Genomic DNA, 15249 nt, shown 5'->3' on the forward strand with positions numbered 1-15249 from the left:
AACAGCTAACAGGTTGCATAAACAGTGAATAAAAGTATGATAAGCTTAACACGTGCTTATCATTGCATAGTTTATGTATAAATATCTTGGGATATGTAAACGTGGGGTTTATATAGAGTATTACACAATTAAAGTAAATGTGGTTAAAGTGTCGATGTTACAGCTTATCTACGAGGGTAAGAGCAAGCGCGTTTATGCTGTTGATGAAGACACCCTTGTGATGGAGTTTAAAGATGATGTTACGGCCGCTGATGGTCTTGTGAAGGCTATTGCCCTAGGCAAGGGTGTTCTAGCCGCTAGAATATCCATGTTTTTCTTCAAACTTCTTGAAGGCACTGGAATCAAAACCCATTTCATAGATTATGATGGTTCGAGAAGAATTAAGGTCAGAAGACTTGAGATGATACCTATAGAGGTTATTGTCAGAAACTATGCGTATGGCTCTCTAATCAGGAGAATGCCTCTTTACAAACCTATGCAAAAACTTGAGCCACCTCTCATAGAGTTTCATTATAAAGATGATGATCTCCACGACCCGCTTATCTTGGAGGAGGATGCTGTGCGGACAGGCATTTTAGACACTCGTGATATCGAAACTATAAAGAGTGTTAGCCTAAAGGTAAACGAGATTTTAACTAGATTCTTCGAGTCAAAAAATCTTAGATTCATCGATATAAAGCTCGAGTTTGGCAGGTCTAGATCTGGGGAAATAATTCTGGCTGACGAAATTTCTGGAGACACATTTAGAGTTGTTGACGAGAATAATAATCATCTTGACAAAGAGGTTTTTAGAAGGACTAGAGATGTTGGTCTTCTTCTAAAGGCCTATCTTCGTCTTGCCGAGGTTATTGGTGTAGGGATAGACAATGTCTACACATCTTATTGAGGTAATCATAACAAATAAGAAGGGGGTTAGGGACCCAGAGGGAGAGACTATACACAAGCACTTGATACTGAGGAGAGGCTATTCAATGGTTTCAAGAGTTAGAACTGGGAAGTACCTATTGCTAGAAGTTAATGCTAAGAATGCTGAAGAGGCTATGAAAATAGTCAAGGAACTCTGTGAAAAACTTAGAATATACAATCCAGTTGTACACGACATAGAGCTGAGGGTCCATGCCTAGGGTAGCCATACTGAAGTTTCCTGGAACAAACTGCGACGAAGATGTTCACCATGTTCTGAGAAATGTTATAGGCATTGAATCCTCTATTGTATGGTACAAAGACTTTGTGCTCAAGGATTGGGACGCAGTTATAATACCCGGGGGCTTTAGCTATGGCGATTGGCTAAGAGCAGGCGCCATAGCAGCTAGAACAAATGCTGTAGAAGAGCTTGGTAATGCCAGATCTAGTGGGGTGCCTGTGCTGGGCATTTGCAACGGTTTTCAAATTCTTGTGGAATCAGGTCTACTCCCAGGCGCTTTACTGCTAAACGAGACAAGCAAGTTTGTGTGTAGATGGGTTAGGACACGTGTTGAGAATCCTAAGGGGCCGTGGCTCAGCCTTGTCAGCGATGGTCAGACACTTGATATGCCTATTGCACATGCTGAGGGAAGGTACTACATAGATAACGAGTCATATAGTGTGTTGGTCAAGACATCTCCGATTATAAGGTATCTACCAGGCTTTAATCTAAATGGGAGTCTCTACGACATTGCAGGAATAGCTACAGAAGACGGTATGATCCTTGGTCTAATGCCTCATCCCGAAAGAGCCTCAGAGGATTTTCTAGCGCCGAGGGGGTTCAAGGCAGGTGGGAGGATAATATTTGAGAGTATAGCACATTCTCTTAAGAGGGGGTGGTAATGCCCCTAACAAATGAGGAGATAGATGAGATTAGAAAAATTCTTGGGAGAGAGCCTACAGTAGAAGAACTGGCAATGTTTGAGGCTCAGTGGAGTGAGCACTGCTCATATAAAAGTAGCAGAATTCTTTTGAAGCTTCTTCCAACAGATGGAAAACATGTTCTTGTCGGCCCTGGAAAAGATGCGCCAGCTGTAAAGATTTTCCGAGACTACGCCATAGTCTTCAAAATTGAGAGCCATAACCATCCATCGGCTGTAGATCCGTACGATGGAGCGGCAACAGGGGTTGGAGGGATAGTAAGGGACATTCTATCCCTTGGTGCAAAACCTATAGCGCTTTTAGACATGCTCTACATGGGCGACCCCAGAGACCCTCACGCAAATTGGCTGATCAGAGGCATTGTCAAGGGTATTAGCGACTATGGAAATAGGATAGGAATTCCAACCGTAGCCGGCGACACATGGTTCGACAGCTCATTCAATACACAGCCTCTAGTCAATGTGGCATGCGTTGGCATAGCAAATATCGACGACCTTGTGCTAGGAGCTCCAAAGCCTGGAGACCTCATCATAATTGCTGGCAATGCTACTGGAAGAGATGGGATACTTGGCAGCAGCTTTGCTTCAAAGCCCCTCTCTGAGGATAGAGACAAGGATATCGGGGCTGTTCAAGTTGGTGATCCTCTCACAGAGAAGCTTCTCATAGACGCTCTACAGTTTTTAGTTAGCAAAAAGCTTGTTAGGTACATTAAAGATCTTGGTGGAGGCGGATTAACAACAGCTATAAGCGAGACTGCTGCCGACCATGGTCTCGGAGCAGTTGTACACCTTGAGAAGCTTCATACAAGAGAGAAGCTGAGCCCCCTAGAGCTCCTCGTTTCCGAAAGCCAAGAGAGAATGCTGATAGTTGTCGACCCATCCAATTCCAGAACCGTTGAAGAGATTATCAAAAGATTTGATCTGCAATACAGCATCATAGGGTATTTCACAGACGACGGGATTATAAGGGTCTATTTCAATGGTAACAAGGTTGCTGAGGTACCTGCAAAAGAGCTTGCAAAACCCAGACCGATTAGAAGAGCTTCAACTCCTCCGCAAGATGCTTTAAAAGGACTAAAACCAATTTTTGTCCCTCCCCCGGAGCCCAAATATGAAGAGGCTATTCTAAAGCTTCTTGCGTCCCCCAACATAGCCTCTAAAAGGTGGATATACCAGCAATACGACCATGAAGTCGGTATTAGAACTGTTGTAAAGCCTGGTTATGGGGATGCAGCTGTTTTGAGGTTGTTGGATGGTAGTAGAAGGGGTGTTGCTGTAAAAGGTGATGCAAACCCCAGATACACATCTCTAGATCCGTTCAACGGAGCAGCCAATTCTGTTGGAGAGTGCTTTAGAAACCTAGTTGCTGTCGGTTCTAAGCCGATTGCAATAGTTGATGAACTCAATGCTGGCAACCCTGAGAAGCCAGAGCAGTTCTGGTACTTCGAGATGATGTTGAAGGGCGTTGCATGGATGGCTGAAGAGCTTAGGCTGCCCGTTGTTGGCGGCAAGGTAAGCTTCTATAACGAGGATCATATGGGGAGACAGGTAAAGCCGACAACAACTATAGTTGGAGTTGGTAGGGTAGACGACATATCCAAAGCAATGACCGTTGAATTCAAAGAACATGGATCAGCCATAGCCATTATAGGTGTTACATACCCTGAGTTAGGTGGGAGCGAATACCTCTATAGATTGTTTGGAATTGAAGAGGGTGAGATACCTAGACCAAGGCCTGTGTCCGAGATCAGGAATGCTAGGTTGATACAAAAAGCTATAAGACTTGGACTAGTCAACGCAGTTCACGATATTGGTGTAGGAGGGCTTATAGCATCCTTGGCTGAAATGGCTATCATGGGCCGACTTGGATTTAGCATCGATGTTGCAAATATCTATGCTAGGGGTGTTCAGAGAATAGATGAGTTGCTTTTCTCAGAAACCCAAGCAAGATATGTTGTTGAGGTTAGAGGAGATAGAGTTGACGAATTCGCCAAATTGGCGAGGAGCATGAATGTTAGGTTCAGTATTATTGGCAGAGTTGTCGACTCCAATAGGATTACAATAACAAGCAATTCTAAGACTGTTGTAGAGATAGATTTGGATAGAGTTGCTGATGTGTACAACAATTCATTGGAAGTGGAGCTAGAGGGCGAAGCATAGATGTGCGGAATAGCTGGCTATATGGGTTCAGGCGATGTGATAACAACAATTCTATCCCTTCTCATAGAACTTCAGCATAGGGGGCAGGAGTCAGCCGGTATAGCTGTTGCTACAAGAGGTGGCGAAATACATAGGGTGGTGGGGAAAGGTCTTGTTGTAGAGGCTCTAAACAATGAGAAAATCTCACAGCTGAGAGGTGTCGACGAGATTGTTGGGGGTATAGGGCATGTAAGGTACTCCACATCTGGTGGATACCTAGACTCGCAGGCCCAGCCAATTCTAGTAGGCGATGAGAATTTTAAAATGGCTGTTGCTTTCAATGGTACAATAGCAAACTTTTTTAGCATGGCAAAGCTCCTCGGGATTGCGGATGCTGATGGAGATGCCAAAGTTTTGACAGCATTTCTATTTAGGCTGGCTAAGGAGTTTGGAAACGATGTTGTCGAGGCTTTGAAGGTTCTTCCACACTATGTTGTTGGGGGATACAGCATTGTCGTATTGACATCTGAGCCGAGGATTGTTGTTGCAAGAGATCCGCATGGGTTTAGACCCTTAGCGATATTGCATACAGGTAGCGATTTCTATGTAGCGTCGGAAACAGCTGCGCTAGATATTGTTACCGGGCATCTGTGGAGGTGGAGAGAGGTTTTGCCAGGCGAGATCATATCTTATGATGGTTCCTCACTCGAGTTCACCAAATCACCAATTTCGACCCCAATATCTCCATGTGTTTTTGAATATGTCTACTTCTCTAGACCGGATAGCGTATTTAATGGGGTTAGCGTCTATGTTGCTAGGGTTAGAATGGGTGAGGAGCTTGCGAAAGCTGCTCCGGCAATGGGCGACGTTGTTGTTCCTGTTCCTGATAGTGGTAGAGCTGCTGCAATAGGTTTTAGCAGAGCTTCTGGGTTGCCGCTTGAGGAGGGCATTGTTGTTAACAAATATGTTGGTAGAGGGTTTATAGCGCCTCCAAGGTCTAGAGAGATCATATCTAGGCTCAAATACGGTTTTATAAAGAGTGTTGTGAGTGGTAGGAGGGTTGTTCTCATCGATGATTCTATTGTTAGGGGCACCACCATGCGGAGTATAGTGAGGAGGCTTAGGGAGACTGGCGCTAGCGAAGTACATGTAAGGGTTGCCAGCCCCCCATTCAGATACCCGTGCTTCATGGGCATAGATGTGGCCTCTAGAGAACAGCTACTGGCTTGGAGGGCAATGGGCTTAGACGAGATTGCAAGGGCTTTGAATGCTGATAGCGTTGGATACAACACTATAGAGGGGCTTAGAAAAGCTGTTGGAATACCTCTGATATGCCATGCCTGCTTCACTGGGCTATACCCATTCAAAGGGCTTGATGCTGATGCCCTAGAAAAGATGTTTATTAGGTGATGTGATATGAGTGGCCTCCTAACTATCTATGCATTCGACGAGCTTTGGAACCTCTCAAATATTCTAAGATATGGATTGATGGCTCTACAGCATAGAGGCTCCCAATACTATGTGGCCTGCACCAATGAGAGTAATAGCCTCAAATGCTACGAAGATGAAGATATTGATGTTGCAAAAAAGATTTCAAGCCATGTGACAATAGCCTCAACCTATAGCTATCAAACTGAGAATCTTTTCGATGTAAAGAAAAGCGATGGCTATGAAATTGTCGCTATTGTTGATAGGCCGTGGAGCGCCATAAGCGATTTTACATCTGCCCTAGTTTTGTCGTTGAAGAACAGCAGAAATAGGATTGATGCATTCAGAAATACTATAAAAACTTTCCAGACAGATCACAGTGTTTCAATTCCGTCGCTCATGGTTTTGACAAGCGATAGAGAGGTTTTTGTTTGGAGGGGCCCACAAGGATTTACAACATTTGCTTTGGGTAGCTATGGATTTGACATGGCTATAGCATCATCGGAAAGCGTTGCTATAGATATTCTTGGTGGTGATTTAAAGAGGTTTCTAGGGTGTGGAGAAGGTGTTTACATATCGAGGTACCTGTTCAAAACATTTTCAACAGATTTCAGCAATGGTCACAGTGGGGTTTGTCTCTTCGAGCTTCTCTACCTATCTCGACACGACTCCATTGTCCATGGCATTAGCGTCTACGAGTTTAGAAAAGCTCTTGGCACAGAACTTGCAAAATATCTTGATAGAGAAGTTGATGTTGTTGTTGGTGTTCCTGAAACGGCTTTGCCATATGCTATAGGCTTTGCAAACAGTATTCAAAAAGCCTTTGACATGGCCTTTGTTGCTACAGGTGGGAGAAGGAGATCCATGCTGGCAAGCGATCCCTTCGAAAAAATTGTTGCTATACACCTTAAGATGAATCCTATTAGAAGCTCGCTAGAGGGCAAGAGGATTGCAATAGTTGATGACAGCATGGTGACAGGATCTACCATGAAGACCGTTTCCCAGATCCTAAGATTCAGAGTTGGTGTAAAAGAGATCCACCTATTCATAGCATCTCCACCCCTGGTGCACGGCTGCCCCTACAACGTTATGAGGCTTGATGTACAGAATCTTCTAGCGGCGAATCTATCTAAGGAGCTTGCCAAAAGCTATCTAGAGGTTGACTCTCTTCACTGGCTCTCGAAAGAAGATGTTGACAGGGTTGCTAGGAGGTTTGGAATAAGATTTTGTGGAAAATGCTTTGGTGTAGACTATTTTGGGGGGTGAGAGATTTGAAGGTACTCATCATAGGATCTGGCGGAAGAGAACATGCCATAGCCAAGCTCATTAAAAGAAGTGGTTTGGGACCAAGAATATTTGTTGCTATGGACTATAGGAACCCCGGTCTAGAGAGAGAAGCCAGCGAGACTGGGGGTAAGTGGTTCATAGCGCCTACCACAAGCCCTGAAAAGATTGTTGGTGTGGCTGAAGAGGTATCCCCAGACCTAATAGTCGTTGGTCCCGAGGAGCCGCAGTTCGCCGGTGTTACAGATGCTCTAAGAAACAAGGGGTTTACAGTCTTTGGAGCATCAATGCGCTGCGCAGAAATTGAGAAAAGCAAGGTGTTTGCAAGAACCCTCATGTGGAAATATGGTATTGAAGGCAGGCTATACTTCAAGGCGTTTGCAGATGTTGAGGAGGCTAGGAAGTTCATAGAGTTTGCAGGCGATGTTGTCATAAAACCTGCTAGACAGGCAGGTGGAAAGGGTGTAAAGGTTGTCAGGGATACCCAGGCATATCTTTCTAGGGATAGGGCAGAGGTTAAGAGGAGCTACGTCGAAAAGCTGTTCAATGAAATGAGCAGTTATAGAGATATAGACTACAAGATTATTGTTGAGCAGAGAGTTGAAGGAGTTGAATACACAGCAATGGTTATAACAGATGGGGATACAGTACTACCACTACCTCTCATACAAGACCATCCACATGCCTTCGAATATGATACAGGCCCTGAGACTGGCGGTATGGGTAGCATACAGGGCCCTGGATGGACACTGCCATTCATAACAGATGAGGAGTATAGAAAGACCATAGAAATTGTCTCGAACGTTCTAAAGGCTCTGGCCAAAGAGATTGGAGAGCCGTACATAGGCGCTTTCGCTGGGCAAATGATGCTCACAGGTGTTTGGGGGCCAACAGTAATAGAGTTTTATAGCAGATTCGGCGACCCCGAGGCATCCAACCTTGTTCCAATAGTTGAAAGCGACTTTCTAGAGATTTTGGATAGAGCTGCTGAGAGAAGGCTTGCAGGCGCGAAGCTCAGGATAAACGAGGAGATTGTGACAATAGTCAAAGCTGTTGCACCCGCTGGGTACCCAGACGATAAACGCCTTGCTAGCTCTCATCCAATATCTATCGACGAGGCTAGGATAAGGGAGCTTGGTTGCGAGACCTTGTATGCAAGTGTTGAAATGAGGTCTGACGGGATCCTCTACACAAAGGGTTCTAGAGCCTTTGAAATTGTTTGCCATGGCAACAACTATGAAGAGGCATACAAAAAAGCTGAGAATGCTGTTACACACATCAGTACATTGGATGGGTGGCCACTGTTCTACAGAAGAGATATTGGCTCTAACGAGCTCTTGGAGGATAGGAAAAGAGTTGCAAACAGAGTTAGGCAAGTGTATATGGCTAGGGCAAAGAATGGTTTGATCGGCAAGATACTTGTTTGGGTTCCTGGTGAGGGTATATTGGAGAATCCCCTCATCGGTTTTGTGAGGTGATTCTATATGGGGTATAGGAAGAGAGAATATTTGTCTACACCACTGTTTGGAGAGTCTATAAAGATTATGCTTTTGGGTGGAGGAGAACTAGGCAAGGAGATAGCTATAGAGGCGCAGAGACTTGGTGTAGAGGTGGTTGTTGTTGATAGATACGACTGGGCACCAGCAATGCATGTTGCCCACAGAAGATATGTTATAGATATGCTAAACGCTAATGCTGTTAAAGCTGTTGCCGAAAGAGAGAAGCCAGATGTTATAGTACCCGAGATAGAAGCTATATCGTATGAGGCTCTAGAGGATCTAGAGTCCAGAGGGTTCTTCGTAGTCCCCAATGCCAACGCTGTCAGAATCGCTATGAATAGAATAGAGCTTAGAAGATTCGCTGCAGAGAAGCTTGGTCTCCCAACAACCAAATACGCATTTGCCGAAAGCCCTGACGAAGCTGTTGAGGCCTGTGACAAGGTTGGCTATCCATGTCTGCTAAAACCCGAGATGAGTAGTAGTGGCCATGGACATGTAAAGATCTCTGAGCCCAATCCAAAGCTTGTTAGAGAAGCTTATGAATATGCTGTAAGGCATTCTAGAGGCAAGAGCAGAAGGGTTATAGCCGAAGAGTTTGTCCAGCTAGAAACAGAGTTCACTATTCTTGCATACAGATTCGTTGGAGACAACGGAGTTGTTACAGAGTCTTGTGAACCTGTTGAGCATTGGAGATACGGGAAATACCATTATATAGAGTCTTGGCAACCATCACAAAAGCCTGTAAATGTCCTTGACAAGGCTAGGGAAATAGGCATTAGAGTAGCAGAAGGTCTGGGAGGACTAGGGATATTTGGCGTCGAAGTTTTCCTGACAAAAGACGGCAGAATATTATTTAGTGAAGTGGCTCCAAGACCCCACGACACCGGTATGGTCACCATGGCTAGTCAAGAGCTTAGTGAGTTTGCGATCCATGTTAGAGCCGTCCTAGGGCTTCCAGTGCCGAGACCAAGGATATTAATCCCTGCCGCATCAATTGCCATATATGCTGAGACCGACAATATGTGGGCTCCGAGGATAGCAGGGGTCTACGAGGCTATGAAGATAGAGGGTGTTGATGTGAGGTTATTTGGGAAACCGTTTACATATAGAGATAGAAGAATGGCTGTGATCCTCGCGAGAGGAAGAAGCGTTGAAGAGGCCCTGGAAAAGGCAAGAAAAGCAGCATCTTATATAGCTATTGTATAGTGGTTGTAATGTCCTCATGGACGTATAGCATGGCTGGTGTAGACCTAGATAAGCACAAGTCTATGCACAGATTTGTTCTCTCATTGATAGAGTCTCTCAATAAGGAGCTAGGGTTTGAGGTTAGTGGGATAGGGGGATACACAACATCAATCAAATACAGTGGGCTAAGCCTTTCTCTGCATGTTGATGGCGTTGGGACAAAAACTATTGTTTTGCAGAAACTGGGTAAGCTAAGGGTCGCCGGATGGGACTGTGTTGCTATGAATGTAAATGATGTTGTGTGCGACGGGGCCAAGCCCCTCGCAGTTGTAGATTATATCGCCATGCCAAAAGCAGATGAAGAGATGTTCAAAGATATTGTTGAGGGTGTTGTAGATGCTGCAAGAGTTACAAGAATAGCTGTTCTCGGTGGTGAAACAGCGATTCTACCAGACCTTGCAAACGGCATTGATGTTGTGTGTACAGTGCTTGCGGTAAGGGACAGTGGCTTCAGCAACAGTGCGCGTATAGGCGATGTTGTTATAGGTGTTTCGAGCTGGGGGCTTCACGCAAATGGCTATAGCCTTGTGAGAAGAGTTTTGGAAAGTAGAAACATAGGCTATAGCTCCACTATAGACGGTATCAACCTAGCTGATGAACTCGCCAAGCCTGTGGCCATATACTCTAATCTGGTTCGAGATCTAATAGACCAGAGGCTTGTAACAAGCGCTGCACACATAACTGGAGGAGCCTTCACAAAGCTGAAGAGGGTTACACCACCAAATGCAAACATGGTGCTCGACATGCCGAAACCGCCAAAAATATTCGAAGCCATTATGGAGCTAGGCAACATATCCGTCGATGAAATGTATAGGGTGTTTAACATGGGTGTGGGACTCATCTTAACAGCATCTAAAGAGAATATTCATGATATTGAAAGCATCATTAAATCACACAACTTTGAATTCTATGAGCTTGGTCGTGTTGTTGACGGAAGCGGCAAGGTGGTTTTGAATACAGTCTATGGAAAAACAATAGTATTTTAAAAATAGGCATGTTGTTGACAAACATTGTTTACGCGTCTTGCATGTTTTTCATATCAATATCTATTAGCATGACCTTCACCTCGTCAAAAGGAGTTTTCACAGTAAATGTTACAACACCTTTGAATATATTGGAAACAGCTCTCCACGCTTTTGCAAGATTAGATGACGACACCATGACAAACCTCTTTGATACTCTAACCAGCTGAGACACAATATCTATATACACATTCTCATCAATACCGCTACATAGCTGAACCGATAGTGATGTTGGACACGGCAAATATGGGGGGTTGGATAAAGCTAAATCATATGATTTTTTCCTTAGACAATGGCCAGAGGGGCATTGGACTATATCCAATCTGCTGAAAACACCAATTTTCTTAGCATTTATTTTAGAGATCTTAGTAGCATTCTCGTCAATGTCTATGACCACCGCATACAGGTTTTCAAATTCTTTAAGGAGCTCTATGGCTATGTATCCAGACCCGCCACCAACTTCGCAGAAACTCTTTATGCTAGACACATTGTTGAGAGCTTTAGCTGTTGTTGCAACAGCGTTTGATGAGACAAAGTAGAAGGGTATGAAGACTCCTTGAATCACATACCCCTTGATACTCTTCTTTCTCCATAGAAGCTTGTGGAGAGCCTTCAAAAACAAGGCTATGACGAAGGCTCTTATCAAGTTTAGATACCATGAATTTCCACAGCTATTCTCCTCACATGGTTGTAAACAGATCTCGTCTCCAGCAAATATATCCTCTCATCGTCACGCAGCATAATAGCCTCGTTTTCAACTGGGATAACAGCATTTGTCGATAGAACTGTTGAGATTAGATGTGCATATGCATTTCCGTGTCTCCAACCTTCAAATGGTATTAGCCTTGTTATGAAATTCAAGAACGCCTTTTCCTTGCCAACCTCAAGGATTGCAATGGCTGGTGTTGCCCCTTCAACTGAGATCCATATCAAACCGTTTTTGACGCCGCTTTCTTTAATACAGTCTGTTACAATATTAGTAATGTTGTGTAGCACCATCGGTCCATAGGTTTTGACTTCAACTACTTTTGAATACACCTTCAAGGACAAGCACCACAGACTTGCTTCCCTCGATTCTGGATATATCTACAAATACTATTCTCTTGAACTGGCCTAGAAACATGGATCCTTTTACAACAGGTACAAAGACGTTTTTCCCTATTATTACATTGCAAAGCAGCTTGTCTACACATCCAACCTTGTGGAGAAGCTCTTCGAGGTCTGCGAGTAGCTCAGGCTCATACTCTATTTCGGTAACGCTACAGCCCCTCTCATTGGTATATAGAACTGCTATTCCATTCACAAGACCACTCTCCCTAATAACATTAGCTATATGTGCTGTTATATCCTGTGCCTCGTAGCCTTTGCTCTCAAACGTTAGTCTATACACCTTCAAATCCACAAAAACCACCACAAAAATGTTGCTTGTTGGCAGCAATTAAAAGTGGTTGTTATGCCAAGTTGGTTCAGCCAAGGCTGACCACATCACTATTCAGAGTCGCCTGAGTTCATCACATTTTTCTGAAATGCGCTTTTCTTCTGGAACCTGATTCTAGATTCAGTAATATTTTTATGCATTACTATGTAACTAATATTCGCTGTGGTACGAGAAGCCATGTTGCATAGCGATCTTGATAGAGCTTCAGATGAGAGCTTAGCCGTCATAACTGTTATTGGTGCTGACAAACCTGGTATTGTAGCTGGCATAACATCTGTTCTAGCAAAATACAATGTGAATATTGTTGACATTTCCCAGACAGTTGTTAGAGGAATTTTCAGCATGATAATGATCGTCGATTTGTCTACAGGTAGAATCGACTTGCCTAAGCTTAGAGAAGAGCTTATTGCAAAGGGTAGGGATCTCGGTGTTGAGGTGAGCGTTAATCATATTGCTGTTTTCAGGGCTATGCAGAGGGTGTAGCGCTTGCCAAGGATATTCGCTCCTGAGGAAATTGGAGAAGTTGTTGAGATGCTACTTTTTCAAGATCTGGACATAAGGTCTGTAACACTTGGTTTAAGCATCCAGGATTGTATATCGCATAGCGTAGCAGACTCCATTGGCTGTATAGAGAGAAAGGTTGGTGTATATGGCGAGAAGCTGGTTAAAGCTGTTGACAAAGTTGCCAACAAATATGGTGTAAAGATAGTTACCAAGAGAATTGCGTTGACACCGATATCAATTGTTCTAGAGGCTATAGCTAAGAACAGTATCGACAAGGCTGTTGAGGCTGGAATAGAGATCGCTAAAGCAATTGATAGGATTGCCACGAGCATTGGAATAGACTATGTTGGTGGGTACTCAGCCTTTGTACACAAAGGCTTTACACATGGAGATATAGCTGTAATAGAGTCGTTTCCAGATGCACTAGCATCGACACAGACAATAGCATCCATGATTAACGCAGCATCAACATACACTGGGATAAACGTCGATGCGGTTAACACAGTCTCTAGAAAAATTGTTGACCTTGCCCACAAGACTCCGAAGGGAATTGGATGCACAAGATTCGCTGTTATGGCTAATGCCCCAGAGGACAACCCATTCGTACCAGGGGCTTACCACGGTCTCGGAGAGCCGGAAACAGTTGTCAATGTTGCTGTTAGCGGCCCTGGGGTGATAGAGGCTGTCATTAAGAGGCTTGGAGAAAAAGCTGATATGAGAACATTGCACGACTATGTGAAGAGGGCAGCATTCAAGATAACTAGGCTGGGTGAGCTTATCGGGAGAGAGGTTGCTAAGGAGATAGGCGCGCAGTTTGGTATTGTCGACCTCTCTGTCGCTCCATCGCCAAAGATAGGGGATAGCGTTGCAAGAATATTGGAGGCGATGGGCTTGGAGGTTGCCGGAGCCCCTGGCAGCATAGCAGCTCTCTATATATTGGTTGACGCGGTTAAGAAGGGTGGTGCAATGGCGACTTCGAGTATAGGGGGGTTGAGTGGGGCATTTATACCAGTTAGCGAGGACTGGGGGATGACTAGAGCGGCTATGCTAGGGGCTATAACGATAGATAGGCTAGAGGCCATGATGGCTGTCTGCAACACCGGAATAGACATGGTTGCAATTCCAGGTGATACACCGCCAGAAACAATAGCTGCTCTAATACTAGATGTTATGGCTGTTGGGATAGCACTCGACAAAGCACTTGGAGTTAGAATAATACCTGTACCAAATGCAAAACCAGGTGATGTGGTTGACTTTGGGGGGCTGCTAGGATCAACCGTAGTCATGAATGTGCCTAGATACAATACAAAAAAGTTTGTTGAAAGAGGGGGTCTAATACCCCCATCGATAAAGAGGCTTGACAAAGGCTAGAAAACAACTATACATACAGAATTTAATAGAAAAGCTTTTTTGTTTTCTCCACAGCTATCAAACCCAAGTTTGATGAATTATGAACTACGAGAATCTGGCTGGGTTGATAATAGTCATACTGCTTATAGCATCGCTCATAGCTAGAAGCCGCAGGCCCCAGACACCTGTGTGGAGCATAATGGCCTTTCTATCGTTTATAACAATTCTCTTCAGATTGGTTAAACCAGATGAGCTAGACAATGTTATCGACCTTGACGTAATACTGTTTTTAATTGGCATGTTCTCAATAGTTGGATTGGCCGAGGCATCGGGGGTTCTAGAAGCCATCTCCACATGGTTTATTGGTCGCTTCAAAAGCAGGTATGCGGTGATATATGCCTCATCTATATTGTTTGGCCTTCTAGCAGCTATAGCAATGAACGATACTGTAGCGTTCATGGGACCCCCAATAGCATACACTATTGCAAGAGCTATTGACGTCGATCCAAAGGCTATGTTCCTCCTACTCGCATTCTCGCTTACAATAGGCTCTGTTACAACACCCATTGGAAATCCGCAAAACGTTTTGATAGCTGAGAGATCTGGTCTAGAGGCCCCCTTCATAAGATTTGTGAATTATCTGATTATACCAACCATCATAAACCTCTTGGTAACGCCATACATAATCATAAAGTTTTTTAGGATAGAGAATAAGAGGACTCAACTTGCCTTAGTACCCCATGAGGCCATAAAGGATAGGAGAGAAGCGCTACTGGGGGTCATAGGGTTGCTATCCTCTATAGCAGCTCTTATAGTCAATGATGTTCTGCAGATAATGGGTCTGCCCTACATATCGAAGAGAGGGTTCATACCATTTATAATAGCGGCTGCTCTATACATAATGTCTAGGAATCCGAGAAGGGTTCTATCGAATGTTGATTGGGGAACAATAATATTCTTCATAACGATGTTTATAACTATGGAGGGGGTTTGGAGAAGTGGTGTTCTAAACCCACTTCTAAACATATTCATACCGAGGAAGCTCAGCGGCATAATGGATGTAATTTCTATAACAGCCGCATCTATAGTTGTAAGCCAGGTCATAAGCAACGTGCCTTTCACAAAACTGGTCATAGACTATATGAAAAGCCTTGGATATGCAAGCATCGATCAACTATCTTGGATAACACTGGCAATGGCATCTACAATAGCTGGGAACCTAACGCTTCTTGGCGCAGCATCGAATATAATAATAATTGAGTATCTAGAGTCAAAGATGAACACATCAATATCGTTTACAGAGTTTCTCAGGATAGGGGTTATCGTAACAGCTGTAAACACCTTGATATACCTCGCCCTACTGTGGGTACCAGCTATAGCCCTGCATTGAAGTCTATCCAATAGCTGTCAATATAACAGTTCTTACAGCATATATCTTTCCTCTAGATGCTCTATTGAAAGCTGATAGCGTTTTAATATCTGTGACGACATAGAAA

The 15249-nt window shown here is 44.0% G+C and carries 15 protein-coding genes; 12 read left to right on the plus strand and 3 right to left on the minus strand.

What is annotated here, in order from left to right; translation table 11 throughout:
- Window positions 1–154: 154 nt before the first annotated feature.
- Genes QW284_05945 through purM form a run of 9 tightly spaced genes read left to right on the plus strand, consistent with a single transcriptional unit; the run spans window position 155 to window position 10425 of the window.
- Window positions 155–886: a phosphoribosylaminoimidazolesuccinocarboxamide synthase gene (locus QW284_05945; protein MEM0339209.1), complete on the plus strand. Its 732-nt coding sequence runs from the start codon at window positions 155–157 to the stop codon at window positions 884–886.
- A complete protein-coding gene (gene purS, locus QW284_05950; protein ID MEM0339210.1) occupies window positions 867–1124 on the plus strand; it encodes a phosphoribosylformylglycinamidine synthase subunit PurS in 258 nt (85 codons plus the stop codon). Before QW284_05945 ends, purS begins: the two co-directional genes overlap by 20 nt.
- Window positions 1117–1806, plus strand: coding sequence for a phosphoribosylformylglycinamidine synthase subunit PurQ (gene purQ, locus QW284_05955; GenBank protein MEM0339211.1), 690 nt, complete (start codon window positions 1117–1119; stop codon window positions 1804–1806). The genes purS and purQ overlap by 8 nt, the downstream gene beginning before the upstream one ends.
- On the plus strand, window positions 1806–4004 hold the full coding sequence (purL, locus tag QW284_05960) for a phosphoribosylformylglycinamidine synthase subunit PurL (protein ID MEM0339212.1): 2199 nt from the start codon (window positions 1806–1808) through the stop codon (window positions 4002–4004). Before purQ ends, purL begins: the two co-directional genes overlap by 1 nt.
- Window positions 4005–5393: an amidophosphoribosyltransferase gene (gene purF, locus QW284_05965; protein ID MEM0339213.1), complete on the plus strand. Its 1389-nt coding sequence runs from the start codon at window positions 4005–4007 to the stop codon at window positions 5391–5393.
- A gap of 6 nt (window positions 5394–5399) precedes the next feature.
- Window positions 5400–6677: a phosphoribosyltransferase family protein gene (locus QW284_05970; GenBank protein MEM0339214.1), complete on the plus strand. Its 1278-nt coding sequence runs from the start codon at window positions 5400–5402 to the stop codon at window positions 6675–6677.
- A gap of 5 nt (window positions 6678–6682) precedes the next feature.
- Window positions 6683–8173, plus strand: a complete 1491-nt coding sequence (gene purD / locus QW284_05975) for a phosphoribosylamine--glycine ligase (protein ID MEM0339215.1) — start codon at window positions 6683–6685, stop codon at window positions 8171–8173.
- 6 nt (window positions 8174–8179) lie between these two features.
- A complete protein-coding gene (gene purT / locus QW284_05980) occupies window positions 8180–9400 on the plus strand; it encodes a formate-dependent phosphoribosylglycinamide formyltransferase (protein MEM0339216.1) in 1221 nt (406 codons plus the stop codon).
- Between the two features lie 8 nt (window positions 9401–9408).
- Entirely contained in the window at window positions 9409–10425 is a 1017-nt protein-coding gene (purM, locus tag QW284_05985) for a phosphoribosylformylglycinamidine cyclo-ligase (GenBank protein ID MEM0339217.1), read from the plus strand.
- 28 nt (window positions 10426–10453) lie between these two features.
- On the opposite strand, the gene QW284_05990 is transcribed toward purM, so the two are convergent.
- The 3 genes from QW284_05990 to QW284_06000 are packed head-to-tail and all read right to left on the minus strand — an operon-like array spanning window position 10454 to window position 11863.
- A complete protein-coding gene (locus QW284_05990) occupies window positions 10454–11107 on the minus strand; it encodes a methyltransferase (protein MEM0339218.1) in 654 nt (217 codons plus the stop codon).
- A 2-nt stretch (window positions 11108–11109) separates the two neighbouring features.
- A complete protein-coding gene (locus tag QW284_05995) occupies window positions 11110–11499 on the minus strand; it encodes a YjbQ family protein (GenBank protein ID MEM0339219.1) in 390 nt (129 codons plus the stop codon).
- On the minus strand, window positions 11480–11863 hold the full coding sequence (locus tag QW284_06000; GenBank protein ID MEM0339220.1) for a YjbQ family protein: 384 nt from the start codon (window positions 11861–11863) through the stop codon (window positions 11480–11482). Before QW284_06000 ends, QW284_05995 begins: the two co-directional genes overlap by 20 nt.
- Before the next feature lie 213 nt (window positions 11864–12076).
- Between QW284_06000 and QW284_06005 the strand changes: the two genes are divergently transcribed.
- From QW284_06005 to QW284_06015, 3 genes are all read left to right on the plus strand, one after another.
- On the plus strand, window positions 12077–12382 hold the full coding sequence (locus tag QW284_06005; GenBank protein MEM0339221.1) for an ACT domain-containing protein: 306 nt from the start codon (window positions 12077–12079) through the stop codon (window positions 12380–12382).
- A 3-nt stretch (window positions 12383–12385) separates the two neighbouring features.
- On the plus strand, window positions 12386–13774 hold the full coding sequence (locus tag QW284_06010; protein ID MEM0339222.1) for a PFL family protein: 1389 nt from the start codon (window positions 12386–12388) through the stop codon (window positions 13772–13774).
- A 79-nt stretch (window positions 13775–13853) separates the two neighbouring features.
- Complete coding sequence (locus QW284_06015; GenBank protein ID MEM0339223.1) at window positions 13854–15143, plus strand: SLC13 family permease; 1290 nt, start codon at window positions 13854–13856, stop codon at window positions 15141–15143.
- Window positions 15144–15249: the final 106 nt, after the last annotated feature.

The sequence above is a fragment of the Ignisphaera sp. genome, from assembly GCA_038735125.1.
Lineage (GTDB): Archaea > Thermoproteota > Thermoprotei_A > Sulfolobales > Ignisphaeraceae > Ignisphaera.

Coding starts and splice junctions, on each gene's coding strand:
- QW284_05945 (MEM0339209.1), top strand. CDS start 155: ATGTTACAGCTTATCTACGAGGGTAAGAGCAAGCGCGTTTATGCTGTT.
- purS (MEM0339210.1), top strand. CDS start 867: ATGTCTACACATCTTATTGAGGTAATCATAACAAATAAGAAGGGGGTT.
- purQ (MEM0339211.1), top strand. CDS start 1,117: ATGCCTAGGGTAGCCATACTGAAGTTTCCTGGAACAAACTGCGACGAA.
- purL (MEM0339212.1), top strand. CDS start 1,806: ATGCCCCTAACAAATGAGGAGATAGATGAGATTAGAAAAATTCTTGGG.
- purF (MEM0339213.1), top strand. CDS start 4,005: ATGTGCGGAATAGCTGGCTATATGGGTTCAGGCGATGTGATAACAACA.
- QW284_05970 (MEM0339214.1), top strand. CDS start 5,400: ATGAGTGGCCTCCTAACTATCTATGCATTCGACGAGCTTTGGAACCTC.
- purT (MEM0339216.1), top strand. CDS start 8,180: ATGGGGTATAGGAAGAGAGAATATTTGTCTACACCACTGTTTGGAGAG.
- purM (MEM0339217.1), top strand. CDS start 9,409: ATGTCCTCATGGACGTATAGCATGGCTGGTGTAGACCTAGATAAGCAC.
- QW284_06005 (MEM0339221.1), top strand. CDS start 12,077: ATGTTGCATAGCGATCTTGATAGAGCTTCAGATGAGAGCTTAGCCGTC.
- QW284_06015 (MEM0339223.1), top strand. CDS start 13,854: ATGAACTACGAGAATCTGGCTGGGTTGATAATAGTCATACTGCTTATA.